Below are 25,990 nucleotides of genomic sequence, written 5' to 3'. Positions count from 1 at the left end.
CCCTCCTATTCGCTTTTCAATTCATGCCTTCTGCTCCAAGTTTGAATCATATTAATAAATAGTAGGAAAAGGAGAGAAATAATAAGCATCACAGCCGCTACAGCTGTTGCGCCTGCATAATCATATTGTTCGAGTTTTGTCATAATCATAAGCGGTGCGATTTCTGTTTTCATCGGCATATTACCTGCAATGAACACGACAGATCCATATTCCCCTAACGCCCGAGCAAAGGCGAGTGAAAAACCAGCAAGTAGAGCAGGGAATATTTCTGGCAAAATGATTTTTACAAATATTTGAAAGCGTGACGCCCCTAAACTAGAAGCTGCTTCTTCTACTTCTTTATCAATACTTTGCAGCACTGGTTGCACCATTCGAACGACAAATGGTAAGCCAATAAACGTAAGTGCAACAATAATGCCGAGCTGGGTAAAAGCTACTTTTATATGAAACACACTAAATATTTTTCCAATAAAGCCATTTTCCGCATAAAGCGTCGTAAGTGTAATACCAGCTACAGCAGTCGGAAGAGCGAATGGTAAATCGATTAGTCCGTCTAATAACCGCTTCCCTGGAAATGTGTAGCGAACGAGTACCCAGGCAATTAATAAACCGAAAATGGCATTTACGATTGCCGCTGCAAGTGAAGTTGTGAAACTTACTTGATAGGAATGCAACACGCGCTCACTCGTTATAACCCCAGCAAATTTCTTCCTGCCTAGCTGCGAAGTTTGAATAAATACGATAGAAAGTGGTATAAGTACGAATAAACTCATATATAGCATTGTAAATCCAAGAGATAATCCAAACCCTGGTAAGACACGCTTCTTCCTCATATAACGTCACCTCATCCCCCCTTATTTTTTATACATTTGATCGAATACGCCGCCATCATTAAAATGCTTTTCTTGTGCTTTTTTCCATCCTCCAAATATTTCATCAACTGTAAATAATTGAACTTTCGGAAATTGTGATGCATACTTCTCTGCTACTTTTTCATTACGAGGGCGATAAAAGTTTTTCGCCGCAATTTCTTGCCCCTTTTCTGAATACAAATATTCAAGATATCCTTCTGCTACTTTTTTCGTTCCTTTTTTATCAACGACTTTGTCTACAACTGCTACTGGCGGCTCGGCAAGTATACTAATCGAAGGTGTTACAATTTCGAATTTATCTTTTCCAAGTTCTTTTTGTGATAATAACGCTTCATTTTCCCAAGCGATTAACACATCACCAATTCCTTTTTCAACGAAAGTCGTCGTTGCCCCGCGTGCTCCTGAATCTAGTACTTCCACGTTTTTATAAATTTGACCGACAAATTCTTTCGCCTTATCTTCACTATTGTTATATTTCTTCAGTGCATATCCCCACGCCCCTAAATAGTTCCACCGTGCTCCCCCAGATGTTTTCGGGTTTGGTGTAATGACAGACACACCTTTTTTCGTTAAATCATCCCAATCTTTAATTCCTTTCGGGTTTCCTTTTCTAACAAGAAATACAATCGTTGATGTATACGGAGTAGAATTATCCGCAAGTCGCTTCTGCCAATCTTCTGCTAGTTGTTTCTTCTTACTAATCGCGTCAATATCATAAGCGAGCGCTAGTGTTACAACGTCTGCTTCTAAGCCGTCAATAACGGAGCGTGCCTGACTTCCAGATCCCCCGTGTGATTGCTTTACATTTACTGTTTGACCATGCTTCTCTTTCCAATACTTCGCAAAGTCTTTATTGAAATCTTGATATAACTCACGCGTTGGATCATATGAAACATTTAAAAGTTCGACTGTCTTCTTATCTGCACTTCCTTCAGAATTGTTAGTGGATGTTGCCGAACCACACCCTGACAAAAGGACAAATGCTGATAATAAAACACCTGTACTTTTCATTAATGCTGTCTTACTCCACTGTTTCATATATAAAGCCCCCTTAGTTTGTACAATAGAAAAAGGCACACAATCTATTCACAAAAGTGAACGTTGTGCGCCTTCAGTTTCTCTGATGAGCTTCTATTGTATTCTGTTTGATTTCTTTCCATTTTAATTCCGTAATTCACATGTGTCAACTTGGAATTCGTAATTATTATATAAGAATCTTCATACAAGCTAAAAATCAGCGGGAATGGAATCCCACTGATTTTAGTTTCGATTTATTTCTTTAACTTATCTGTCTTCGCAATAAATTGAGCTGCTTCTGCGCGGCTTACCGATTTATCTGGAGCCCATCCATTATCTGTTCCAACTGAAATATTTTCTTGGATTAAAATGTTCGCATACTTCGTACCCCAATGATCTTTTAAATCAGCAAATTCTTTTGGTAGTTTAATATTTTCATTTCTTTCTAATTTATATGCATTCACAAGCATAGAAGCCATTGATGCACGGTTAATTAGCCCGCTCGGATTAAAGTTACCCTTATCGTCACCTTTTACAATGCCAGCTTTTTCAACTGCTGCGATGTATGGTGTAGCCCAATGATTTTGCGCGTCAGAGAACGATGGCTTCGCATCTTTATTAATTTCTAATCCTAAAACAGTAGCTAATATTTTTGCTGCTGAACCACGATCGATATTTTCAGCTGGTGCAAATGTACCATCTGGCTTACCGTGTACTGCCTCTTTGTCTACTAAATATTGAACTGACTCTTGTGCCCAAGTTGGTACATCTGAGAACTTAGATTTCTTTTCAATTGCACTCGCATCGATTTCAAACTGCACTTGATATTTATGGTCATATTTAATTGCTGGAATTAATATGTGCATTTGCATATTATATTTTTTCGAGAACTCATCGATTTCAAATTGAACAACTTTCGTACCATTATTCGCTTTATCTTCAGAAATTACTTTTACATCATGGAATGTCCCTAATTGATTCTGATCTTCTACTCTAAGATACTGGAAATAGCTACTATCTTGCACTGTTAACGTCACAATTTTTTTATCGCCTTGTATTGTTACTTTTGCATTTTTTAAATATGTTGAAGCAACCGATGTTTCATTCGTTTGATCTTTATACGTTTTTAAAATAACGTCATATGTACCATCTGCAAGTTTACTATTTGCTTTCATTTCTACTGCCGCTTCTGCTTTCGCAATCGGTGCCATAATACCACTGAATGGAACTGCTAAAGTTGCTGCTATAACGAACGCATTAACATATTTTTTCTTAATCATTATCAATACGACATCTCCTTTTATATGAATATACCCAACATAACCATCATATTGATAATGATTATCAATGTCAAATAAAATTAATAATACTATTTCCTACATAAGTACGCCTTCCGCTCATTTTTAAAAAGTAAATAATGCGCCGTGTGAACTTTTCTTTCCAAATAATCAATAGAATACGAGCTTGATGGATCAACTAAATCACCTATCGCCCCTGAAAGGTGATCAATTACCTTTTGCAATGTTTCTAAGTTCTTCTTTTCATTCTCCATATTCATTTCATCCATAATGTCACAAATAAGATATTGTACTTTCCGTAAGCGTAATTCCTTCTGCTCCACGTATATCTCCTCCTTATTAGCAATATTACGTTTTAAATATATGGGCTTATAGCTTAACCAATTCTAAAAAATAACGCGAAACTTTAATGAGTAGGAATTTTGTCCATCCAAACTAATCCAGCTTTTTTGGGACAAAAAGATATCCATCTCTATACATGTAGTCATAGTGATGGATATCTTTATTTTTATACTTGCAATGCCTTCTCTCTCAAAGCTCTTCGTAACAACTTACCAGTTGTATTCTTCGGCAATTCTGTTAAAAACTCAATGCTCTTTGGCACTTTGTATTTCGCTAAATGCAGCGTGCAGTAATGCGTAAGCTCCTCTTCTGTTATGTTCGTTTGCTTCAGAACGACGTAAGCTCGCACTGCTTCTCCTAAGTTTTCATCCGGTACACCAATTACGACAACTTCAGCCACAGATTCGTGAGTATATAATACTTCTTCTACTTCACGAGGGTATACGTTATAACCACCAACTAGGACGATATCTTTTTTGCGATCGACGATATAGAAGTAACCTTCTTCATCCATTTTCGCTAAGTCACCTGTATATAGCCAGCCGTCTTTAAGTGTCGCAGCTGTATCTTCTGGCGCATTATAGTAACCCTTCATAACGTTAGGTCCGCGAACAATTAGCTCCCCAACTGCACCGACAGGTACTTCTTCCCCAAGTTCATTCACAATTTTATTTTCTACGTGCCAAATATTTGTACCAATCGAACCTGGTTTACGAGGACGATCTAACGGATTAAAACAAGTAACTGGTGATGCTTCTGATAAGCCGTATCCTTCTGAAACAATCACATCAAAACGTTTTTCAAAGTTTTGCAGAAGGGCAACAGGCATTGACGCACCACCTGAAATACAGAGACGAAGCGTCTTTACATCTTCTGCGCTTGCTTCTTCAAATAAATATAAGTAATTGTACATCGTCGGCACACCTGCAAAAATCGTTGGTTCATACGTACGACAAATACGGAATACTTCTTTCGGACTAAACCTCGGTACCATTAAAATCGTTGCCCCGTTCACAATCGGCGCATTTACTGCAACTGTTAAACAGAACACATGGAACATCGGCAATGCCGCAACGACGCGATCATCCGCAGTATATTGTAAATATGACGCAACATCGCTTGCGTTACTATATAGGTTTTTATGTGTTAACATAGCGCCTTTTGGCTTTCCAGTTGTACCTGAAGTGTATAAAATAACAGCTACATCTTCTTCATCTAGTTCAGGACCTTCGTAAGTTATATCTCCAGTTCCTATAAAACTAGTAAACGTTTTCATTTTTTCCGTTTCTGTATGAGTAAAATCTGATGAGGTTTCGCATATGATGATATTTTCAAGTGAAGGAAGTCTTGTTGTAAGAGATTGTATAACAGGTAGAAGGACGTCGAGTACAATGATTGTTTTTACATCTCCATTTTGTAATATGTAATGTATTTCGTCTGCTGTATAAATTGGATTAATCGGAATGACAGTTGCTCCGGCTTTCATCGTTCCGTATAAACCTACTAAAAAATGTGGTGAATTGCCTACAGCTAATGCGACATTGTCCCCTTTTCCAACGCCCATTTTTGCTAAATTACTAGAAAACCTAGTGACCACTTTGTTTAATTGGTCATAAGAGACCGACTGATCCATAAATATGTACGCCGGTTTATCCCCCTTCTTTTTTGCCGTTTCAGCCAAAGATTGAACGAGATTCACACAAACCCCACCTTTATAAAATTTAGAATATTTAAAAATTCTAAATTAATTATATTAAAAGAAAATTAAAGTAGCAAGTGATATTCCATTAACTGCATATACAACGATCACCTCCTGTTGACTCTCTTTGGAAGGATACGGAAATTTCATTCGTTAGCAAATGATGAACCAAAGGCTAAAATCATTTCAAGATAATATGCACTCATCTTTTCACTAAGTTTTTCTAGTTCCTCTTTATTCAAGCTCGTATGCTCCCCATACAAGTTGATTGCATCCGCTCCGTTTTCATGAAAAAACAATGTTACATATAATGTCAGTAACCCGGTATTGGCCTCATCTATTGACAAAACAAGATCTGGCGTTTTATTCATCGTACTAAAAGCTTCATTTCTTTTCCATTTCTTATTTTGAAACATAGTTTGTATATCATCTATCTTTCGTTTGTTATCCGTATGCGTAAAATATATGACATTATCCCTCCCTGGCTTTCCAATAGATAAAAGTGTGCGACTTGAGGACGTTTCATCGTTACAGGCTGTCATTCCGATGACGAAGCTGAGCAGTAATACAACGTACATTATCCTTTTCATTTCAATTCGCCTCCTTTTGAATATATATATTCCTTTATGAGGGGCAAATGTCCTGTGATTTTATGGTGAATGAAATTATATAAGCGATTTTTAAAATATATCGACTTACCGATAAAACGTGACAATCTACGCAAAAAAGAGGCTGCCCGTTACGGCAGCCTCCCTTATTTTTAGAAGAATAAATGCAAGAAATCTTCTGTTGTAATATTACCGAAATAGCGTACGATATCTACGCCTTCTAAAGCTACAGTGAATGCATCTTTATCAAATTGTACACCTGTTAGACGCTCTTCAATGTCATGCACATCTAGTGAGCCGAAGAAGTCACCGTAAATTTTACATTCTGTTACTGTCCCTTTTTTCACTTCAAGACGAACGTCAACTTGTCCAACTGGGAAGCGGTGTGAATGTTGTAAGTTGAACTTCGGAGATTTTCCGTAGTTCCAATCCCAATTTTGGTAGCGCTCTTCAGAAAGTTTATGGATTTCTTTCCAATCATTTTCTGTTAATTCATACGTTGGAATTTCTGTTTCTCCTTCGAAAATTGTTTCTAGAAGAAGTTGTCTAAACTCTTCTGTCGTCATTTTTTCGTTTAAGAACTCTGTAATATTCGCAACGCGGCTACGGATTGATTTAATGCCTTTTGATTGAATTTTATCCATTTTCACTTTAAGTGCTGATACAACGTGATCGATTTCAGAGTCAAATAGTAACGTACCGTGACTGAACATACGACCTTTCGTTGAGAACTGCGCGTTACCTGAAATTTTTCTACCTTCAGCTAAAATATCGTTACGACCACTTAGTTCTGCATTTACGCCTAATTTACCAAGCGCTTTCGTTACAGGCTCTGTGAACTTTTTGAAGTTGCTGAAACTATCTCCATCATCTTTCGTAATAAAGCTGAAGTTTAAGTTTCCTAAATCATGATATACTGCGCCTCCGCCTGATAGACGACGAACGACATGAATACCTTGTTCTTTTACGTAATCTGCATTAATTTCTTCTACTGTGTTTTGGTTTTTACCAATGATAATCGAAGGTTTGTTAATGTAGAACAGTAAATATGTTTCGTTAATATCTAAATTCTTCACACAATATTCTTCAATTGCTAAGTTTATTCTAGGATCTGTAATCCCTTTATTATCAATAAATAACATCGTATCACCTCATGAATTCCATACGTAGCCACTATGCGCTAGCGTAATATGGCCAATGAAAATTTGTTTTGCTTCTGTTACTAAATCAGATGGGTTGCCTGTATGCGGTAAGTGCGTTAATAAAAGTTCTTTTACATTTGCATCTTTCGCAATACTTGCTACTTCTGTACTATTCATATGCCCTGCTTTTGCAGCCTCTTGATGTGCATACATATTACATTCACAAATGAAAAGATCAGCATCTTTTGTGAACGGAATAAATTCAGGAATATAACTTGAATCTGCACTGTATACAACAACATCATCGCCAGCTATAATACGCATCGCAAAGCATGTAACAGGATGAACAGTTTTTAAGAATGAAATGGAGAACGGTCCAATTTGAAGTGTTTCTTCTGGATTGTACGCGATTCCTTTCGTATTCGGTTCATGCGTTAAAGAATGGAATCCATTCTCATCAAACGAATGACCGTATATTGGTAACTCCGGTAGTTGTCCTTTTGTCACACTCGTAATTAATCTTGCATATTGCAGCACCCCAATGTCTGCAACATGATCATGATGATAGTGTGACAGTACAACTGCATCTATATGAGATGGTGTTATATATTTTTGAAGCTGTGCTAGTACACCACTGCCACAGTCTACAAGTAAACGAAAACCATCGTGTTCAAACAAATACCCCGACGTTGCTTCTCCCGCTTCTGGAAAGCCGCCCCAAAAGCCGACAACAGTCATCTTCATATGTATCCATCCTTTCTAAAACCGCGTAGGAATGCCGTTTTTTTCCGTACTTGAGAAAGTTTTTTACTTACATCCTACATTGTTAACTATAATCCATTTCCTAAACTTTTTCATTAATTTTCACTTTTGTTATAAAACAGTTGTTGACTTTTATTATTTGTACTAATACAATGATAGTAAGAAATGGAAATGGAGGGATTGACATGATCGATCAACCAATGGAGTTTTTCCGAAATTTACCGACGAAAACTTGTGCTCATTGCGGGAAGGAAATTGATGAGCAGCACGAAGCATACCATAACAAATGTGACGATTGCGTTCACGAAGAATAGTAGTTTGTAAACATAAAAAAACCTAGCAGACATAGTCTACTAGGCTAATAACATCGTATCCTTCATCGTTGAACCTTTCACCAAGAGCTCCAGTTCAAACTCATACAATTCTTTTTGTCGATAATTTTTCGTATGGATTTTATCCATCATTAAATCGACAACTTTTCGGGCCATCTCGTCGATTGGTTGTTCAATTGTCGTAATACCTGGCTCTGTAATCTGCGCCAAAATTTGATTATCAAAACCGATCACAGCGAGATCTTCTGGAATACTCCAACCATGGCGTTTCGCCTCTGAGATAATTCCAGCTGCAACCTCGTCGCCTCCTGCCAAAATCGCGGTAGGATTTTTTTTGTCCTTTAATACTTCATTGAATATTCGTTTTCCATCATCCCAAGAGAAAGCGTTTTCAAGAAAATCGATCGCTTCCACTTCTCTACTCTTTTCAGTAATAGCGCGTAAAAAGCCCATTTTTCGCTGTTGGCTCACTACTTTCGTTTCGTTGCCACGGCAAAAAATCAGATTACGATATCCTTGTTCTAATACATGATTGGCAGCTATGTATGCACCCTGTGCATGATCGAACTTCACTGTTGGAACATTTGCTTCCTCAATATATTCATTACATAACACGATTGGACCGTGTTGCAAGTATGGCTCCACATTCTCCCATGGATTTTCTAGTGAACATAGAATAATCCCATCTACTTGTTTCGTAGATAATAATTGTAAATACTCCATCTCTTTTTCCGGTAAATATCTTGTTTGACAAATAATCAGTTTATATTTATGTTCAGAAGCAGCAATCTCGATTGCTTCAATAAATCTACTAAAAAAAGGATTTGTAATCCTTGGAACAAGCACCGCAATTGTTTCTGTTTTTTGTTTACGAAGCCTTCTCGCCGCAGAATTAGGAACGAAGCCTAAATGCTTCATTGCTAATTGAACCCTTTTCTTCTTCTCATCTGAAACATATGGATGATTATTGATCACCCTAGAAACCGTTGTCCTTGATAACCCCGCTAATTTCGCCACGTCCTCGATAGTCGACACGAAATTTCCCCCTTTGCATGAAAACGTTTTCTTATCCTGATTATATAGTATATTATTGGAAACTGCAATATAGGTTCTTATGATTTTACTATATTAATATTATACATAGGGAAAAGTCTGTTAATGGCAGGGAATTACACACTACTTTTAGAATTTCACAATATGCATATGAAAAAAGATGTACATACCATAACGCATATACACCTTCTTAATTAATAAGAATTCTATTCAATATAAAAACCCATCAATACGTCGTCTCCATATGATCCATCTTCATATTTAATTTGCTTTCTTTGTCTTCCTTCTTCTACAAAGCCAATACGTTTGTACACTTGAATTGCCCTATCATTAATAGAAACTACACCTAAGCAAATTTTCTCTAAACCTTTCTGCCCTTTAGCCCAGCTAATAAGAAATTCAATTAGTTTCGTACCAATGCCTTGATTACAATACGCCTCCCTAATCCCCATTCCCATTGTGCCTGCATGTCGTAACCGTTCTAGTTCATATCGTTTAAAAACCAGAAAGCCAACCACCTTACTATCTACCTCGTAAACTATATAAAGGTTGCCTTTTTCACTACTTGTCTGTATCTTTTCTCTTTCTGAATCAATATCATTTGGTAATTTATTTGGAGATGATATAAAAAACTTTGTAGTAGTTTCTGATAATATAATTTCTTTTCTAATATCCATAATTGATTCCGCATCAACCTCTTTTGCTAATCGTATCACCGAATCACCTCGTACCTTTTTCTTTTAAAAATAATATTGGAACTATCAAACTAAGAATCTCTAAAACGCTCAATATGCAACATTACATATTGAGAATCTTTTCACTTTTGATACAATATCCTTACATCTATATAAAAGGAATGCATAAAATGAATCCAATTTTAACAGCTGCAAAACAACTATTACATAAAGACGAAGTTATTATATCTACTTTAAATTGTTCACTTACTGGCTATATTATTACGCATAAAGTTCCGTATCCGGGCATGCTACTTGCTACTAATAGAAGAATTCTCTTTTTTAGCCAATATAAAAATACATTAATTTCCGAATTTGAGTATGAAAAAATTGTATCTATAGAAACGAAGAGAAGAATCTTTGATAAAAAAATAATATTTTATTATGAAGATGAATATATAACGGTGGGATACATTACAAGTTCAAATATTGAAGAATTCATAGACTTACTACAAAGAAAAATGCAAGACTAGCGCGGGCTACTAATCGGGCATTTACGGGCTGTTGATCTCCCACCTAGCTTCTTTGCTCCAGCCGCATTTTGAGGTGGGAGTTTTACTGCCCGGCAAATAGCGGGATAAAAGGTGGTTTGTCCATATTCAAACCACCTTTTTCATACAAGCTTATAATTATACTTCCCACCTATCCTTACGCTTTAGATATTTCCTGCATAAACCCAGCCATGCTCGCTAATAAACTAGTGAAAACGAAAAGTACAATAATAAGAGGGATAAGTTTGTCTTTATTTAAATTCGTTATCGTTTTTAAACCTATTCCTAATAAAACGTAATACCAAATATTAAATATATCTATTCTTTGAGCAATTGTATGCAAGATCATATTATCTGTCGCTATTGCACCTAAACCTGTATAAGATATCTCATACCCACTTAGAGAAAATGCAATTAATCCGTTTAAAATCATCCCTAATCTTAATACAAACGAAGCATAAATAATTACCGGGAACGTTTCTTTATAGTTAATATCAACTCCAAAGAAAATCATAATGTTCTTATAGAATATAGGTGCAAAAAGTATAGCTACGATTCCGCTGACTGCTGAAAATCCAAATGTAGTAAAGAAAGTTATGTATTTCGGAACAGTAAATCCCGTTTTATCATGAAACATACTGAGTGCAGGATTGTTTAAAGTATTCCAAGACATTAAGGCACTTGAAATTATAATAAGCACAATTAAAAGAGCTAACGGGAAAAATATATTTCTTTGATTCTTCATCCTTTTGAATTGTAGTGTTGGCGAAGTGAATATCCCAAAAATCGATGGTTTTCCAGAAATCTCTTCATGCATAAGACTACTAGCTTGCAAGAAAATCCCCCTTCCTCATTACATTTATAACTCTTCCCATTTCCTCCATACTTCTCTCTCATTTATACGATACACATTATCCTCCCGATCCATAAATCCATGCACGATAAACTCTCGTCTAATCGTACAAAAATCATCATGATATTGTTTTATGAATGTATTAATTTCTTTTTCTGTATATTGATTTTCAGCGTTTAATTTGCTAATCAAATGTTCTAATAACACTAACTTTTTCTTCTTTTGACCTGGAATCGATTTTAAACGATTCTCTTTATCAAAAAAGTTACGAATGGTCGTATCCCTAAATTTCATTTCGCTTTCGGTCATTTTGTTGTCCTCCATCAGTTTTTATGTAATAAAACTTTATTGTTTGTCCTTACTATTTTTCTTCATTCTTTTACTTACAACATCCATAAAGTAATACCCACTAATTAGCACATAGTAAACTACAAGTATTCCTAGTGCATCTTTCATATTTGTATATTTTTCTTTATGAAAAAAGACAGGTGAAAGGGCGTAAACAAGAAAGATGATTAGCGGATTTACGATAAAATAATAAGTAAGATTTCCTTTCATCGTATCAACTCCTCTATTCTATGTTTCTCTGCAAATTGTTGTAATTCCTTTTCACTTTTACTCCTCTCATCCACACTTTTTTAATTTATTTATCACCCTTATATTTGTAACTTATTATTCAAATTAACAATTAAATATGGTAAATTATGTTATAATCCATTTATACATACTTTGGAGGGTACATAGTGAAAAAAGCTATTATAGTATTAAGCATCCTATATCTTATTTTAACCGTACATACAGGAGCTGTTCTTTTAGGAAAAGAAGATTATAGAGGTGCTATCAATACATTAAAAGAAACGAAGGAAGTCTCTTCATTTCAATCTGCAAAAGACGGTGTGATTTTATTAAAAGGAACATTAACTACTACACAACCTATTACAGAGGAAAAACTTCAAAATAAAGAATTTGCACTTCTTGAAATTAATACATATAAACGACGAAAGGCAAATTGGAAAAACATTGATACCGAGCAGCATATTGCAAAGCAGCTCTTACTAAACAATGAGGCTCTTCCTGCATTAAAAGAAATCCGTTTTTCAATGGAGCCAATTACACTGTTAGGAAAAGATATTTCCACCGAAGATTACTCACTAAAAAAGGATGATACTCAATTAACAATTAAAGGTAAGGGATACCGATATACAGGAATAGAAAACAAATCAGATACTCTTATTTTTGGTATAAAAAAAGGAGATACACTTGAAGGGTATAGTGGCTCAGAAATTCTAATAGGAAAAACAAAAGAGGACATTGCCAGTAACATGAAACTATATACTTTTGCTGAAAGATATGGTCCATTTGTTTGGATTGTAGCTACAATTATTCTTATAAGTATTGTTATATACTTGTTCCGTAAAAATAGAAAAACAAATGAACTTTCTCAACCAATAAAACAAGACCAATAAAAAAGGCACCATTTCAGTGCCTTTTTTTATTGGTCTTATTTAAGCTTCAACCGATTGATTCTCAGCAATATTTTTAAACTGTCGCTTATGCATCCAAGTTAATGAAGCAATTGTTCCAAGTGATAATAAAACGATAAAGATCATGAGTATCCCAATATTTTGCCACATGAAGTTAAAGTCTCCGCTTGATACGACTGCTTTCAATCCTGATACAGAATATGTCATCGGTAACCAAGCATTAAATGGTTGTAAATACTTCGGAATCAACTCTAGCGGGAATGTTCCAGCACTTGTTGTAAGCTGAATAATTAATGTGATGATGGCGATGAAACGCCCTGCATCACCGAATGCTGTTACTAAACATTGAATTAATGAAATAAACGCTAAGCTCGTAACAATACTAAAGAGTATAAAGTATGGAATACTTTGTACTTCTACACCTAACCAGAATAGTAATATGACATCTGCTACTATTGCTTGAATAATACCGACTGATAGTAAAACACCAAACTTACTAATAAACCAGCTGAATCCTGATTTCGGAACGCCGACTGTATCGCGTAATGGGTATACGATAGATAATAGTAATGCCCCAACGAATAAACCGAGTGATAAGAAATACGGTGTGAATCCTGTTCCGTAGTTTGGAACTTCCGCCATTTTCTCCGTCTTCACTTTTACAGGGCTTGCAAACATATCATACGTTTTATCCGTTCCTTTCACTTCACCAGTTTTCTCTGCCCCTTCGCCAAGTTTCTCAGCAAGTTCACCTGAACCATCATTTACTTTTACGAGGCCATCTGTCACTTTTCCTGATCCATCTGCTAGTTTATTTACTCCGTCGATTAGCTGGGTTGAGCCAGTGGACATTTTATTTAGGCCACCATTTAGAGTACCTAAGCCAGTTGTTACTTGACTTGAGCCATCTGCTAATTGCGTTATTCCGCCTGTCATTTGACTTGCTCCTACAGATAATGTGCCTAAACCGCCTGTTACTTGGTTTGATCCATCTGCCAATTGATTTATTCCGCCTGACATTTGATTTGCTCCTGCAGATAATGTGTCTAAGCCACCTGTTACTTGACCCGAGCCATCTGCTAATTGATTTATCGCATCAATTAATTGACCGGATTCGTTTTTAAATTTATTTGCGCCTTCTTTTGCTGCATTTAAATTCTTACCAAATCCTTGGAAATTTTCAACAAATCCTTTTTGTCCACTGGCTAATTTCTCAATACCATCCGTTAAAGATTTCAATCCCGCTGTATTCGGTAATTTGTTTTGCGCATCACTTGTTGTTTGATGTATTTCGCCTTTTAATTGTTTTACTTCTTCATTTAATTTATTTGTTCCACCTGCTACTCCGGCAGCTTTCTGCTGAACCGTCGCTGTACTTTTTGCCGCATTTGTTATATATGGTTGTAACTGCTCTTGATATTCTTTTGGTAAACTCTCGATTTGTTTTTGTAAATTTGCAACATCTTGCGCTGCAGTTTTTGCATCCCCTGCTGTTGATTGAGCGACTTCATTTAACTGACTTATATTTTCTCCAGCACCATCTATTTTCTGATTTACCGTATTTAATATAGTAGGAACTTTCGACTGCATTTCCTCTAAGCCTGCAACAGAATTTTTCACTGTACTATTTAACTCTTGCAAACCCTTTTCAATGTTTTGAGAAACTCCCTCTAATTTACTTTGTCCTTCGGCAAGTTTTTCCATGCCAGTTGATAATTCATTCGTTCCTGTTTTTAATTCACCTGTTTTACTTACTAATGTATTCAAACCTGCCGTTACTTTCTGAGATCCATCTTGTAATTTCCCTATACCTGTCTGCATCTCACCTGTTTTACTATTTAACGTATTTAAGCCTGCTGTTACTTTCTCGGATCCATCTTGTAATTTCCCTATACCTATCTGCATCTCACCCGTTTTGCTATTTAATGTATTTAAACCTGCTGTTACTTTCTCGGATCCATCTTGTAATTTATTAGATCCATCTGCTAATTTCCCAACTCCATCTTTCATCTCTCCAGATTTCCCTTGAAGTGTATGGAGTCCATCCGTCACTTTACTTGATCCATCATGCAACTCACTAGCTCCATCATGTAACTTATTTGCTCCTTCCGCCCCATCTGCTAATCCTTTTGAGACGTCTTTAATGGAATCAAACATTTTCTCTGCATATGTTTTCGTTAACGTACTTGATACTTCACCTTTAATTTTTTCAATGGCTGTTCCGCCAATTTGTGAAGATAAGAAGTTCAAGCTTTCGTTTGGAATGTATTCTAAGTTTAATGGTTTTGGATCATCTTTTAATAACGTTGTAGCATTACTTGAGAAGTCATCTGGAATGCGTACTAACATGTAATACTTTCTACCTTCCATTCCTTTTTTCGCTTCTTTTTCACTTACAAATTCCCATTTGAAACTTGTATTATCTTTTAAGTTATCAACGAGCCGATACGATAAACTTAACTAAATCTATACAATTCAATCAAATTTACACAAGTTAGTGCTTCAAAGTGTTCTCGCAACCCCAAAGGGACGAGGGGTATAACACTCCACACGAGGCAGTATCGTTACCTCCTATTATCAAGCATTTATTTTACCCATCTTGATAAATTTATCGCAGCATTTACATCCCTATCGTGATGGCTATTGCATGAAGCACAACGCCACTCACGTATTTTTAAACTCCACTGTCCTTCTAGTTGAACTAAATGGTCGTATTTAACTCCGCAACATGAACAAATCTTGCTTGAGGCGAACCATTTATCAGCTTTTACATACTCGATGCCATATTTCTCACACTTGTATGACAAACATTGAAAGAAGAAGTTTAATTTTTGAAATGAAAATGCTTTCGATAGTTTTTTGTTTTTTAACAGGTTTGAGATAGGTAAGTCTTCCACAACAATTTTCATTGGTTTGGTTTTCACCAATTTTGCTGTTGCTTGATGGATATGGTTATTTCGGATATTCGTAATTTTCCTAGATAACCGCAGGTGCTCCGCTTTAGCTTTTTCATATCCGGCAGATTGAATTTTTACACCTTTTTTAAATCTCCTAGACATATCTCTTTGCGCTGACTTTTTCCTTTTCAAAAGTTTTTTAACCTTAGCATCTTTATTTATATTTCGTTCTTTCATACCATTAGAAGCCACAAACAGCTCTTTTAAACCAACATCCACACCAATCGACTCATTGGTTAGCTCTTGTAATTCAAAGTCTTCTTGGAACCCTACACTAATCCACCAGTGACGACCATCAAATGTAACTCTTGGATTGGATGGCTTTTTGTTTCTTGGTAGTTGTTGGCTTGTTTTCACTTCTCCAATAGACTGAATATGAACTACTTTCTTTCCTATAATCAGTCTTTCATAATTGGCATAAAATCCTTGGATTAAATCTTTTTTGGATTTATAAGAAGTGTGATAACCATTTTGGTACTTTTCGAACGAATTTTTTCGCGCCTTGTCAAAATCTTTTGAAGCCTGTTTGGGAACTTGTGCGTTGATATTTTTTAACCACTCATATTGCTTTCGCTTCTTGATCTTTGTAAATCGTTTCTGTAAAGCTAACTGTGAAACAGATTTTCCAAATAGCTTATAGTATCTATCACTCATTCTTTTACAATAGTTATAAGCAAATCTTGCAGCTCCGGCATGGTTTCTAAGCACTTTTTCTTGTTCAGGCGTTGGAATCAGTCTGACTTTCTTCGCTAATATCATCAGAATTTAACTTCTTTAATGAAAGATTTGTTCTTCTGAATAGTAGCGTGTTCCACCAGCATTCTCCTGAGACTACCAGGATACAAACCTGTTAATTCCGATACTTGACTAACTCGTGAAAATTTCATTATTATTCTCACCTCATTGAACCAAACATAGCACGTACGTTCGATAAATTCAATAAAGTTTGATAGATTCAATAAAATTTATCTTGTTCAACTAAGGGCGCAATTCCTTAGCCAGTTCTCTTATGAACTTCTCATGTTTTCACATGAGCGCAGACTATATGTTTATCTACTTAGAGATAGAGGATTTTTCCACCACCATAGGCTTGTGATGTACTCTCGTCAGTTATACGAGATAGTCGTTGAACGTTCATCTTATCCATTTTGACTTAGATGATTCGAGGCGGAAGACCCATTGTTCTAGTGTTTAGGATTTAACCTTGCACCATCTGATTGATTTTTTCTGCTTTCGCGACATTCACGCTCGCCATTTCTAGCCACGTTGTAGTTCAATCAGCTTTAGGGATTGCCCGCAGTTAACCCTCACTACTAGCCAATCACTTGACTAGCAGGGCTTACTGATATATTTAATTAACTTTAGTTTTAATTGGTTAAATAAATCGTAACAGTTAATTACCCTTTTCCGACCTCAATTGGTTTCCCATCAAATACTGCACCTTTATCTAAATTGACTACCGCCACTGGCAAGTCATCTAGCTGTTCATACGGATCCCAAAAGGCCCATAAAAACATACCCGCATATAAAATCGGTACGAATAAAACCGCGATAATTGGAATTAATATTTTTTTACTTTTTATAATCTCTGCAAATTCTTTACTAAGCAACTTATGCCATTTCATAATTTATCCCCCTTTTCAAAAATGACCAAAATGTATTTTTAGTCATTTTTACCCAAATAAAAAGGCTATATCTGTTCATACATATGCCTTATCCCCGAATTTATACTATGCACATTTTCATCTACATGATTATATTTAACCATCCTCCTTATACGATTGACCGATTTGTTCAATTAGTCATTTTTATAATATTAAAAGGATTATCTTAATTTGACAATCCTTTTAGTAAATAAAGTTCGAATAATTCCGATATTTTTTCTTTTTCTAACGGTTCATGATTTTTTTCCCAATCAAAAATAAGTGATACGTATAGGCGAAGCATAATAAATGCTGTAATTTCTGGATCACATTTGCTGATTTCACCCTTTTCAATCGCAATTTCTAAATACGATTGAATAACAGAAACGATTTCCACATCTACTTGTTGCATCACTTCTTGTACTTCTTTCGTTCCCATATCACGCTCTTCTTGAATTAGTTTAATCATGAGCTGATGTTCTTTTCTAAATTCTAATATGCTATATAATGCTCTATGTACATTTTCAAAAAATGAAATATCTGAACGAATTGCATTTTCTGCAACTTGCTTCATTTCTGTAATTAAATTAGAAATAATTTCACCAAATAGCTCTTCTTTATTTTTGAAAAAAGTATAAATCGTTCCTTTTCCTACATTCGCTAACTTCGCTACTTGATCCATCGTTGTTGCTTTATAACCGAACGCTGAAAAAGACTTTGTTGCAGCTTCAATAATAGAACGTTTTCGATCTATCGCCACATCTTCACCTCCAAAAATGACCAATTGGATAATATAGTCAATCAGTACATCTTTGATATTACCACACGCTTACATTCTATACAAGTTCTCTTTTTTATTATTCCCAGTATAAAAAAATTCCAGTCAATCTATATAATACTGTCATAGTGTATCAGAAAAAAAGGAGAAAGGAAAAGATGTTCTTCAGATATAATTTTTATGAACACCTTTTTCTTATTTCAGTTTAGAAAGCTTAATTTTGTCTAAACTAGAATTCAATATGTCCTTCCTTTTCCTTTCACTCTGACAATTTTCTTCTACAGTTAAACCTTACCTAACAACAACAAAATTCCTCTTTTTCTAATAAACAAATAAAAAAACAAGAAAATCCTTACATTTAATAGTAATATAGAAAGTAGACAGATTTATAAAAATAGTGGAGGCTTTTTCAGTCATGATGCGTGCGCTTCGTTTAAATATAAGGCAAGCTTTTTGTAATCGTGTTTCTTTAATTATTATGTTTAGTGGATTAGCTCTTATTTCTATTTATCATTATTATTATGTAATTCGTTATTTAGGAGACGCAACGAATGGGGCTATAGCAACTGCATTTAAATGGATCGGGTTTCGTAATAATGAAATGGATATTTATTTATTATTAATGCCTGTTATTGCAAGTTTACCATTTAGTACGAGTTATAATTCCGATAAATCCGATGGTTTCAAAACTTTTATAAGTAAGGAAATTTCCCTATTCTCGTATTCCTTTACAAAGTATATCGTTACATTTTTCTGCGGTGGATTTCTTTATACTTTACCGTTCATTCTTTCTTTATTACTTTGCAAATTAACAATTCCAAATGGAGATCCAACTGTCGGTACTAGCATGATAAATGGCAACGGAATGTTCGCAGAGTTATATTTCTCTTCTCCCATCACTTATATTTATCTATATATTGGGATTAATTTTTTATTCGCTGGTTTAATGGCCCTCTTAGGTTTAGCAGCGTCCACATGGTCACAAAAGGATTACATGGCACTTCTATTTCCATTGGCAGTTACTTCCATTCCCTTCGTCCTGCTAAATACAATATTCCCTACAATAGGCGGAGCACCTATTCACTTATATGATCCAAAACAACCATTACACGGGATGTCACCATACATTTTACAATGTACATTTTTCTTCCTTGTCAGCTTATTCATGTACATAAAAGGATTACAACGGGACAAAAAAAGATATATGAGAAGACTTCAAAAACGAGATCGATGTAGAAAGGCTTTTCAGCCATTATAAAGTGAAACTTTAATCAGTGGCGGTTTTATCCATCCCCCACTGATTATTAGCCTTCACCAATCGGGCTTTTACGGGCAGTTATCTCCCGCCTAACTTCTTTGCTCCCCAACTGAATTTTGAGGTGGGAGTTTTACTGCCCGGCGAATAGCGGGATAAAAACCTAATTTCCTCACGTTATCTTGGAAATTAGGTTTTTTATATTCATTTACGGCGTACCAGCCAATCCCCACAAAATAACAACAGCCGCAAAGTAAATCGCTTTAATAGCTACCACTAAACATAATGCAATAATTGCATATTTACTTAATTCTCTTCTTGCACCGATTAAAGTAAAAATAACCGCCAAACTAAACGTTATATAGGAAGTTGCGGTATTTATTAAGTAATACATACTATCTAGATTCTGTGTAAGCCCTGTTATATCAGCTACAAACTGAAGCATGACGATTATGCTAAAAAAAATTGCAAGCTGATTCATTAATTTCCCGTTTATTCGGGCTACCATATGTCTACACCTCCCTGTATTGAAGAATGAATATTCAATCTATTTTATCATAAGAATTCCTAATAATGTAAAAGAACGCTTAGTATATTTCTAAGCGTTCTTTCTCGACTATTTAAGAAGCCTTCTTCAAATCAATTTGAACAAGTACTGGATCGTGGTCACTTACACGTCCATGTTCTTTCATAATGTTTGAGTTTAAGTGTACAGGGTCTACAATTGTGTGCGGTGCGATGTTGTTTGTTACTAAAATATGATCTAGCACTTGTGCGTTACCTTCATGAATGTACGTGTAGCGGTTCTCTTTCGGCACTGTGTTTAACATATCTTTTAATATCGTTCCCTCTAGTGCTTCTAAAGGTTTAGAGAATTCAAAGTCATTCATATCACCTAATACAACAACTGGTGCATTTGTATTCTTTTCTTGAATACCTTGTACGAAATGATTCACTTCTTGTGCTAATTGAACTCGTTTTTCTTCACTCTTTAATACGAGCGGCTGCACTTTTCCAAATGGCGTTGCATCTCCTAGTTTTGAGTTTAAGTGATTTGAAATGACAACAACGTTTTGTCCTTGGAATGTAAATTCTGCCGCTAACGGTTTACGTGTACTTTCAAATAAAGGATTTTCGTCTCCAATACGAACTACATTTTTATCTAGTAACTTCGGTACTGTCGCTAATTTCACACGAGATGGGTTATAGAAGAAACCGACGCGAATATTCGCTCCAGGTGCCCCGCCGTCTTGATTGTTGTTCGGCGCAATTTCTACATACTCATACTTCGGTCCACGAATTTCTAATACAGCATCAATGATACGTTTTGCGCTTAAAGATGCATCAGTCGTACCGTCATTGATTGCTCCATTATTATCTTGCATCTCTTGTACACCGATAATATCAGGCATTTTTAAATTATATTTAATAGAATAAGCTAACGCTTTCACTTTTTCATCTGTTGTTTCTTTTTTGTTCGCTGAGAAGTTTTCAATGTTATATGTAGCAACTGTTAACTTATCAAGACGCGGCTGAATATTTGCCCCTACTTGCTTAAATCCGCCGTCCACTACAGATGGTAATTCCGTTACTGGCGAAATGCGGAACGAACCGTAGTCATATCCTACTACGCCTGTTATATCTCCAGTGAACGTATCGCCTACTTTCGCGACATAATCACGAGGTACTTTTACAGAAAGGCGCTCTGGATTTAATTGCTCTTTATCTAATAAAGGTGTACCATACTTCGTTACTACTTTATCTCCGCCATTTTTTACTGTTACATATAAATTACCGTTTTTCTGCGGAGCGATAATTTTTGGTGTTGGCATCGTAACGCGCATACCTTCTACACTTTCATAAAAGTCGATTGCATCTTCATTTGGATCAAATAGACCGAATGCATCATTATCGATAATTTGATCAGGGATTTTCACACCGTTTTCTCCTAATACAATCGGCGCTGGTAAAGGTTGATCTTTTGCGATTACAGCAACGCGACTCGCCTTAATTTCCGTCGTCGTTAAGTCTGTTTCAAATCGCTCTGCATATCCAGGTCCAACATATTCTTCTACTTCTCCATCAACTTGGACAAGATCTCCTACTGCTACATTCGCATCTTTTTTGTATACGTAAATACCTTCAGAAGTAGCTGGATCATTATCCGGCTGATTATCTTCTATATAAAAACCATTTTTATCAAGCGCTGTGACAACGCCCTCCACATTGTTTAATTTCTTCCCATTGTAAGGAGAAATATGTGATTTCCCTTGAATATCATGAATACGAACTGGTTCATTATTTACGATAATAAATGAAAATGTTGAAATCGCTGAAGAAGTAAGCCCTTCTTTCTCTGCAATTGCTTTAATCACACTATTCTCATTCACTACAATTTGTCCGTTATAACGAACACTCTTGTTTGTAGGATTAGAGCCATCTAACGTATAGTAGATTGTTGCTCCTTCTGTATTCGTTGTTAATGTTACTGCTGTTCCTTTTGCAACTTCCCCACCATTTGGTGATGCCACTACATCGCTAACGCGGTTTTGTTCTTCTCCTTGAAACTTATGAGCTGTTACTGATTTTAAACCTGGGCTACCGAAATATAACTCAAGCGTCCCTGTCAACCTAACTTTCTTCCCGATATTTTCAGGATGATCTTTCACGTTTACAGCCGTCCTCACATCACCTTTTGGCAATTGAACAGGCATGATCTTGTCTGGATTTGTTTCGTTTGGCGAATCGGCAATTGCCACGTTTGTGTCGTCAAACTTAGCCGGATCTTTCGTGTATTTAGAAGGACTTTGCGTATACCCAACGATATATCCTTCCACTATCCCCTTCGTTTTCCCTTGCTGCTTAAATACTTGAATTGCTTTCTCTACTGACATAGAAGTAGTTTCTTCCGCCTGCGCTAAAGTTCCAGTAAATGAAAGCAATAGCAATAATGATAAAAAGACACTTAATAATTTCTTCACAGCCATTTCCCTCTCCCTATTTCATATTTTCTCAACATTTCTATCATATCAAATGATTCGTTATATAGAACTATATTTCGACAAGTTTTACACAAAATTTATTTAATTTACAAGTTTTCAAACTATAATACAAAATAACTTATATAGCTTTATTGACTAAAGGTATTTTATCCAATAAACAAAACGCCTTCAATATAATTGAAGGCGTTTTGTTTGAAATATTTTAATGTGCGACTAATTTAGTCTCCATTACTTTCTCTAAATGAAATAACACACGTTTCGCCGCTAACTCACCTTGCTCAATACAAGCTGGAAGACCAGAACCAGCGTAAGAACTACCTGCCAAATACACACCTGGCAATTCTTCCTCCATAAATGTTGTGAGCTTTTTCATTCGCTCTTTATGGCCTACTGTATATTGAGGCATCGCTTCTTTCCAGCGGCTTACAATTGTAAACTCTGGATCCTCTGTAATATCCATTGTCTTTTGTAAGTCTTCGAGTACGAGCTGCACAATTTCTTCGTCAGTTTGTTCAACAATCGCTTCATCACCTGGGCGTCCGACGTAACAGCGAAGAAGCGTTTTTCCTTCTGGCGTTGTATGTGGCCATTTTTTGTGTGTCCACGTACACGCTGTAATTGTATAATCACTATTTCTTGATACGACAAATCCGGTACCATCAATATCACGCTGAATTGCAGACTTTGGGAAAGCAAGTGCCACGTTTGCAACTGATGTAGACGGAATGTTACGGAAGAAACGAAACTGCTTATACTGCGCAAACATAGATGGCAATACTTTATGCGGCGTCGCAACTACAATCGCGTCTGCTTCCATTTCTTTTCCGTTACTAAGCGTAATCGTATAACTATCACCAAGTTTTGCAACCTTTTCGATACGAGTTCCCTTCATTACCATATCATTAGGAATCTTCGTTTCAAGAGATTCTACTATAGATTCTAAACCGGTTTTCACAGTTTTAAATATTCCTTTTTTCAATTCAGCCTTCTCTTGCTTTGGAGCGAGCGTACGCATACCGAGTGAAATACTACGGTGCTCCTGTTCAATTTGATAAATTTGAGGGAATGTTGACATTAAACTCATTTCATCAATATCCCCTGCATAAATACCAGATAATAATGGCTCAATTAAATTTTCAACGACTTCATTTCCAAGACGATGCCTGAAAAACTGCCCGAGTGATTGATCAGAAACTGGTTTTGATCTAGGCATTAATAAGTCAAAACCAGCTCTTAGTTTACCAATTGGGGAGAACAATCCGGAAAATAGAAACGGCGTAATTTGCGTTGGAATTCCCATCATTGAACCGCTCGGCATTTTATGTAACCGATTGTTTACGAGAACGAACGATTGACCAGCCTTATTATTTACAAGTTCAGCATCAAGTCCTAATTCTTTCACTAATTTAGCTGCACTCTCTTTTCTTGCTAAGAAAGAATCAGGACCGCGTTCAATTGTAAATCCATCTTTTTGAACGGTTTGAATTTTCCCGCCAAGTTTACCAGACGCTTCTATAAGCAATGCATCTATCGGCAAGTTTTTTTCACGAATTTCTTTTTGTAAGTTATACATTGTTGTTAATCCTGTGATGCCACCGCCGATGATCACAACTTTTCCCCTCAAGTAAGCTCCCCCTTTCTACTTACATTACAGATTCTTTTTTCTTTAATACAACATCTGCTAAACAGTCGATAAATGCGTCCGATGAGTTTGGCATTTCTGGACGATAATATTTCGCGCCAATTTCATCCGTTACAACTTTACACTCAAAGTCATTGTCATATAAAACTTCTAAATGTTCCGCAACAAATCCAACTGGTGCGTATACGAATGAAGTATAACCGTACTTTTCATTTAGTTCTCTCGTTAAATCTTGTACATCTGGACCAATCCAAGGGTCTGGTGTATTTCCGGCACTTTGCCAACCTACTGCATAGTTTGCTACTTCAGCACCACGTGCAATATAGTCAGCTGTTTCGTTTAATTGATCCGGGTATGGGTCGCCGAGTGCGATAATTTTTTCTGGTAAGCTATGTGCAGATACGATTAACACTGCTTTTTCACGTTCTGCTTCTGACATACCGTTATATATACCTTTCACTGCATCGACCCAATACTGAATAAATTTCGGTTCTTTATACCAGCTATCGATGCCGTGAATTGTTAAGTTTCCAAGTTTTCCTGCTTCTTCTTGCGCTCGTCCTACATACGACTTCACGCTAAAAGTAGAATAGTGAGGGGCAAGAACGAGTGCAATTGCATCTTCTATTCCATCTTTATGCATAGCTTGTACTGCATCTTCAATGAACGGTTCAATATGTTTTAAACCAAGATACATGTGGTACTCTACTTCATCTTGTATTTCATTTAAACGTGTCTCTAACTTTTTAGCTTGCTCTAATGTAATAGTAGCTAAAGGAGAAATACCACCAATTGCACGGTAACGCTCTGTTAAATCTTCTAGCATTTCAGGACTTGGCTTTCTTCCTCTGCGAATATGTGTATAGTAACGTTCAATATCTTCTTCTTTATATGGCGTTCCGTATGCCATTACAAGCAAACCAATTTTCTTTTTCATACAGACAATCTCCTTTACTTCGCTAACTGTTCTTTAGAGTACTCATGAATAAATGTAGTTAAGCGTTTTAATGTATCTGGATTTACTTCTGGGAATACGCCGTGACCTAAGTTAAAGATATAACCTGGCTGCTTCATCCCTTGATCTAAAATACCTTTTACATGTTCTTCAATAACAGGCCAAGGTGCTAATAAGAATGAAGGATCCATATTTCCTTGTACCGCCTTGTGAACACCACGTGCGCGTGCTTCTTCAATCGGTAAGCGCCAATCTAAGCCTACTACATCAAGCGGTAAGTCGTGCCATTCATTCACTAAATGTGCAGCACCTACGCCGTGCATAATCATTGGAACACCCATCTTACGAACTTCTGCAAAAATACGCTCCATCGCTGGTTTAATAAATATACGGTAATCCGCTACATTTACTGCTCCAACCCAAGAATCGAAAATTTGAACCGCTTTTACTCCTGCGTTAATTTGCGCTTTTAAATATGTAATAACCATATCTGCAAGCTTATCCATTAAAGCGAACCAAGCTTTCGGCTCTGCATACATAAACGCTTTCGTATTATGATAGTTACGAGAAGGACCGCCTTCAATCATATAGCTCGCTAACGTAAATGGAGCTCCTGAAAAACCGATTAACGGTACATCTAACATTTCTGTCGTTAATAAACGAATTGTATCTAGTATGTAAGGTACGTCATCTTCTGGATTGATTTCCCCTAATTTTTCTACGTCTTGTAAAGAACGGATTGGACTATCGATAACTGGACCAATGCCAGATTTAATTTCCACATCAACACCAATTGCAGGTAGTGGTGACATAATATCTTTATAAAGAATTGCTGCGTCTACGTTATATTGATCAACTGGCAACTTTGTAACGTAAGCGCACAACTCTGGATTATGTGTAATTTCAAATAAAGAATATTTCTCTTTTATCTTTCTATATTCCGGCTGTGAACGACCTGCTTGACGCATATACCATGCTGGTACATACTCTGTACGTTCCCCCCTACATGCTTTTAAAAATGTCTCATTTATAGTTCTTACCAAGACCCTAGCTCCCTTCCTTACCAATGCT

24 protein-coding genes and 2 pseudogenes are annotated in these 25,990 nt (G+C 36.2%); 4 read left to right on the top strand and 22 right to left on the bottom strand.

Going from position 1 to position 25,990, the window contains the following annotated elements; translation table 11 throughout:
* Window positions 1-5 precede the first annotated feature (5 nt).
* The 8 genes from cysT to AC1DS7_RS06100 all read right to left on the bottom strand — a co-directional run bounded on the left by cysT (window position 6) and on the right by AC1DS7_RS06100 (window position 7,722).
* Window positions 6-833, bottom strand: coding sequence for a sulfate ABC transporter permease subunit CysT (gene cysT, locus AC1DS7_RS06135; RefSeq protein ID WP_476998846.1), 828 nt, complete (start codon window positions 831-833; stop codon window positions 6-8).
* A 21-nt stretch (window positions 834-854) separates the two neighbouring features.
* Entirely contained in the window at window positions 855-1,910 is a 1,056-nt protein-coding gene (locus tag AC1DS7_RS06130; RefSeq protein WP_476998845.1) for a sulfate ABC transporter substrate-binding protein, read from the bottom strand.
* Window positions 1,911-2,143: 233 nt separating this feature from the next.
* On the bottom strand, window positions 2,144-3,169 hold the full coding sequence (locus tag AC1DS7_RS06125) for an S-layer homology domain-containing protein (RefSeq protein ID WP_033715102.1): 1,026 nt from the start codon (window positions 3,167-3,169) through the stop codon (window positions 2,144-2,146).
* A gap of 89 nt (window positions 3,170-3,258) precedes the next feature.
* Window positions 3,259-3,510: a hypothetical protein gene (locus AC1DS7_RS06120; protein ID WP_002140768.1), complete on the bottom strand. Its 252-nt coding sequence runs from the start codon at window positions 3,508-3,510 to the stop codon at window positions 3,259-3,261.
* Between the two features lie 185 nt (window positions 3,511-3,695).
* Window positions 3,696-5,228 carry a fatty acid--CoA ligase family protein gene (locus AC1DS7_RS06115; protein WP_002140765.1) on the bottom strand — a complete coding sequence of 511 codons (1,533 nt, stop codon included), beginning with the start codon at window positions 5,226-5,228 and terminating at the stop codon, window positions 3,696-3,698.
* Window positions 5,229-5,374: 146 nt separating this feature from the next.
* Window positions 5,375-5,818, bottom strand: a complete 444-nt coding sequence (locus tag AC1DS7_RS06110; RefSeq protein WP_016101568.1) for a hypothetical protein — start codon at window positions 5,816-5,818, stop codon at window positions 5,375-5,377.
* A gap of 170 nt (window positions 5,819-5,988) precedes the next feature.
* Window positions 5,989-6,978, bottom strand: a complete 990-nt coding sequence (locus AC1DS7_RS06105) for a lipoate--protein ligase (RefSeq protein ID WP_002030357.1) — start codon at window positions 6,976-6,978, stop codon at window positions 5,989-5,991.
* A 9-nt stretch (window positions 6,979-6,987) separates the two neighbouring features.
* Complete coding sequence (locus AC1DS7_RS06100) at window positions 6,988-7,722, bottom strand: MBL fold metallo-hydrolase (RefSeq protein WP_476998844.1); 735 nt, start codon at window positions 7,720-7,722, stop codon at window positions 6,988-6,990.
* 203 nt (window positions 7,723-7,925) lie between these two features.
* Here AC1DS7_RS06100 and yhfH point away from each other — a divergent pair, with 203 nt between their 5' ends.
* A complete protein-coding gene (gene yhfH, locus AC1DS7_RS06095; protein ID WP_000567010.1) occupies window positions 7,926-8,054 on the top strand; it encodes a protein YhfH in 129 nt (42 codons plus the stop codon).
* A 39-nt stretch (window positions 8,055-8,093) separates the two neighbouring features.
* On the opposite strand, the gene AC1DS7_RS06090 is transcribed toward yhfH, so the two are convergent.
* Window positions 8,094-9,107 (bottom strand): LacI family DNA-binding transcriptional regulator, encoded by a 1,014-nt coding sequence (locus AC1DS7_RS06090; protein ID WP_002087115.1) that lies wholly within the window; start codon window positions 9,105-9,107, stop codon window positions 8,094-8,096.
* A 224-nt stretch (window positions 9,108-9,331) separates the two neighbouring features.
* Window positions 9,332-9,841, bottom strand: a complete 510-nt coding sequence (locus tag AC1DS7_RS06085; protein ID WP_107887047.1) for a GNAT family N-acetyltransferase — start codon at window positions 9,839-9,841, stop codon at window positions 9,332-9,334.
* A 140-nt stretch (window positions 9,842-9,981) separates the two neighbouring features.
* Here AC1DS7_RS06085 and AC1DS7_RS06080 point away from each other — a divergent pair, with 140 nt between their 5' ends.
* Window positions 9,982-10,332 (top strand): PH domain-containing protein, encoded by a 351-nt coding sequence (locus AC1DS7_RS06080; protein ID WP_207626242.1) that lies wholly within the window; start codon window positions 9,982-9,984, stop codon window positions 10,330-10,332.
* A gap of 175 nt (window positions 10,333-10,507) precedes the next feature.
* Here the strand turns inward: AC1DS7_RS06080 and yknW are convergent, their stop codons facing one another.
* From yknW to AC1DS7_RS06065, 3 genes are read right to left on the bottom strand one after another with little or no spacing between them, the layout of a single operon-like run.
* The gene (gene yknW, locus AC1DS7_RS06075; RefSeq protein WP_215588809.1) at window positions 10,508-11,185 is read right to left on the bottom strand and encodes a YknW family membrane protein; all 678 of its coding nucleotides are present in this window, start codon (window positions 11,183-11,185) and stop codon (window positions 10,508-10,510) included.
* A gap of 24 nt (window positions 11,186-11,209) precedes the next feature.
* A complete protein-coding gene (locus AC1DS7_RS06070; RefSeq protein WP_016101573.1) occupies window positions 11,210-11,512 on the bottom strand; it encodes a DUF2087 domain-containing protein in 303 nt (100 codons plus the stop codon).
* Window positions 11,513-11,548: 36 nt separating this feature from the next.
* Window positions 11,549-11,761 carry a hypothetical protein gene (locus AC1DS7_RS06065; RefSeq protein ID WP_353824639.1) on the bottom strand — a complete coding sequence of 71 codons (213 nt, stop codon included), beginning with the start codon at window positions 11,759-11,761 and terminating at the stop codon, window positions 11,549-11,551.
* A 185-nt stretch (window positions 11,762-11,946) separates the two neighbouring features.
* On the opposite strand from AC1DS7_RS06065, the gene AC1DS7_RS06060 reads away from it, so the two are divergent.
* Complete coding sequence (locus AC1DS7_RS06060) at window positions 11,947-12,669, top strand: hypothetical protein (protein WP_215588808.1); 723 nt, start codon at window positions 11,947-11,949, stop codon at window positions 12,667-12,669.
* Window positions 12,670-12,708: 39 nt separating this feature from the next.
* Here the strand turns inward: AC1DS7_RS06060 and AC1DS7_RS06055 are convergent.
* The 4 genes and pseudogenes from AC1DS7_RS06055 to AC1DS7_RS06040 all read right to left on the bottom strand — a co-directional run.
* Window positions 12,709-15,129 (bottom strand): annotated as a pseudogene (locus AC1DS7_RS06055) (YhgE/Pip family protein); the annotation flags it as partial.
* Window positions 15,130-15,272: 143 nt separating this feature from the next.
* The gene (locus AC1DS7_RS06050) at window positions 15,273-16,403 is read right to left on the bottom strand and encodes an RNA-guided endonuclease InsQ/TnpB family protein (protein WP_016101576.1); all 1,131 of its coding nucleotides are present in this window, start codon (window positions 16,401-16,403) and stop codon (window positions 15,273-15,275) included.
* Window positions 16,404-17,044: 641 nt separating this feature from the next.
* A pseudogene (locus AC1DS7_RS06045) lies at window positions 17,045-17,269 on the bottom strand (YhgE/Pip domain-containing protein); the annotation flags it as partial.
* Between the two features lie 205 nt (window positions 17,270-17,474).
* Window positions 17,475-18,047 carry a TetR/AcrR family transcriptional regulator gene (locus AC1DS7_RS06040; RefSeq protein WP_000963368.1) on the bottom strand — a complete coding sequence of 191 codons (573 nt, stop codon included), beginning with the start codon at window positions 18,045-18,047 and terminating at the stop codon, window positions 17,475-17,477.
* A gap of 433 nt (window positions 18,048-18,480) precedes the next feature.
* Here AC1DS7_RS06040 and AC1DS7_RS06035 point away from each other — a divergent pair, with 433 nt between their 5' ends.
* Window positions 18,481-19,323 carry an ABC transporter permease gene (locus AC1DS7_RS06035; RefSeq protein WP_016101578.1) on the top strand — a complete coding sequence of 281 codons (843 nt, stop codon included), beginning with the start codon at window positions 18,481-18,483 and terminating at the stop codon, window positions 19,321-19,323.
* A gap of 205 nt (window positions 19,324-19,528) precedes the next feature.
* Here AC1DS7_RS06035 and AC1DS7_RS06030 read toward each other — a convergent pair whose 3' ends face one another.
* From AC1DS7_RS06030 to hemE, 5 genes are all read right to left on the bottom strand, one after another.
* Window positions 19,529-19,828: a hypothetical protein gene (locus AC1DS7_RS06030; RefSeq protein ID WP_215588807.1), complete on the bottom strand. Its 300-nt coding sequence runs from the start codon at window positions 19,826-19,828 to the stop codon at window positions 19,529-19,531.
* Between the two features lie 112 nt (window positions 19,829-19,940).
* Entirely contained in the window at window positions 19,941-22,307 is a 2,367-nt protein-coding gene (locus tag AC1DS7_RS06025; protein WP_002030248.1) for a DUF6359 domain-containing protein, read from the bottom strand.
* A gap of 217 nt (window positions 22,308-22,524) precedes the next feature.
* Complete coding sequence (hemY, locus tag AC1DS7_RS06020) at window positions 22,525-23,946, bottom strand: protoporphyrinogen oxidase (RefSeq protein WP_215588805.1); 1,422 nt, start codon at window positions 23,944-23,946, stop codon at window positions 22,525-22,527.
* Window positions 23,947-23,965: 19 nt separating this feature from the next.
* Complete coding sequence (gene hemH, locus AC1DS7_RS06015) at window positions 23,966-24,901, bottom strand: ferrochelatase (protein ID WP_215588804.1); 936 nt, start codon at window positions 24,899-24,901, stop codon at window positions 23,966-23,968.
* A 14-nt stretch (window positions 24,902-24,915) separates the two neighbouring features.
* The gene (hemE, locus tag AC1DS7_RS06010) at window positions 24,916-25,962 is read right to left on the bottom strand and encodes a uroporphyrinogen decarboxylase (RefSeq protein ID WP_215588803.1); all 1,047 of its coding nucleotides are present in this window, start codon (window positions 25,960-25,962) and stop codon (window positions 24,916-24,918) included.
* Window positions 25,963-25,990 lie beyond the last annotated feature (28 nt).

Source organism: Bacillus sp. P4_E1, from assembly GCF_056401715.1.
This window is presented reverse-complemented; position numbering and strand designations above follow the sequence as displayed.

What these genes read in the sequence shown, in the direction of transcription:
- cysT (WP_476998846.1), bottom strand. Translation starts at nt 833, where the DNA reads ATGAGGAAGAAGCGTGTCTTACCAGGGTTTGGATTATCTCTTGGATTT.
- AC1DS7_RS06130 (WP_476998845.1), bottom strand. Translation starts at nt 1,910, where the DNA reads ATGAAACAGTGGAGTAAGACAGCATTAATGAAAAGTACAGGTGTTTTA.
- AC1DS7_RS06125 (WP_033715102.1), bottom strand. Translation starts at nt 3,169, where the DNA reads ATGATTAAGAAAAAATATGTTAATGCGTTCGTTATAGCAGCAACTTTA.
- AC1DS7_RS06110 (WP_016101568.1), bottom strand. Translation starts at nt 5,818, where the DNA reads ATGAAAAGGATAATGTACGTTGTATTACTGCTCAGCTTCGTCATCGGA.
- AC1DS7_RS06105 (WP_002030357.1), bottom strand. Translation starts at nt 6,978, where the DNA reads ATGTTATTTATTGATAATAAAGGGATTACAGATCCTAGAATAAACTTA.
- AC1DS7_RS06100 (WP_476998844.1), bottom strand. Translation starts at nt 7,722, where the DNA reads ATGAAGATGACTGTTGTCGGCTTTTGGGGCGGCTTTCCAGAAGCGGGA.
- yhfH (WP_000567010.1), top strand. Translation starts at nt 7,926, where the DNA reads ATGATCGATCAACCAATGGAGTTTTTCCGAAATTTACCGACGAAAACT.
- AC1DS7_RS06080 (WP_207626242.1), top strand. Translation starts at nt 9,982, where the DNA reads ATGCATAAAATGAATCCAATTTTAACAGCTGCAAAACAACTATTACAT.
- AC1DS7_RS06070 (WP_016101573.1), bottom strand. Translation starts at nt 11,512, where the DNA reads ATGACCGAAAGCGAAATGAAATTTAGGGATACGACCATTCGTAACTTT.
- AC1DS7_RS06065 (WP_353824639.1), bottom strand. Translation starts at nt 11,761, where the DNA reads ATGAAAGGAAATCTTACTTATTATTTTATCGTAAATCCGCTAATCATC.
- AC1DS7_RS06050 (WP_016101576.1), bottom strand. Translation starts at nt 16,403, where the DNA reads ATGATATTAGCGAAGAAAGTCAGACTGATTCCAACGCCTGAACAAGAA.
- AC1DS7_RS06035 (WP_016101578.1), top strand. Translation starts at nt 18,481, where the DNA reads ATGATGCGTGCGCTTCGTTTAAATATAAGGCAAGCTTTTTGTAATCGT.
- AC1DS7_RS06030 (WP_215588807.1), bottom strand. Translation starts at nt 19,828, where the DNA reads ATGGTAGCCCGAATAAACGGGAAATTAATGAATCAGCTTGCAATTTTT.
- AC1DS7_RS06025 (WP_002030248.1), bottom strand. Translation starts at nt 22,307, where the DNA reads ATGGCTGTGAAGAAATTATTAAGTGTCTTTTTATCATTATTGCTATTG.
- hemH (WP_215588804.1), bottom strand. Translation starts at nt 24,901, where the DNA reads ATGAAAAAGAAAATTGGTTTGCTTGTAATGGCATACGGAACGCCATAT.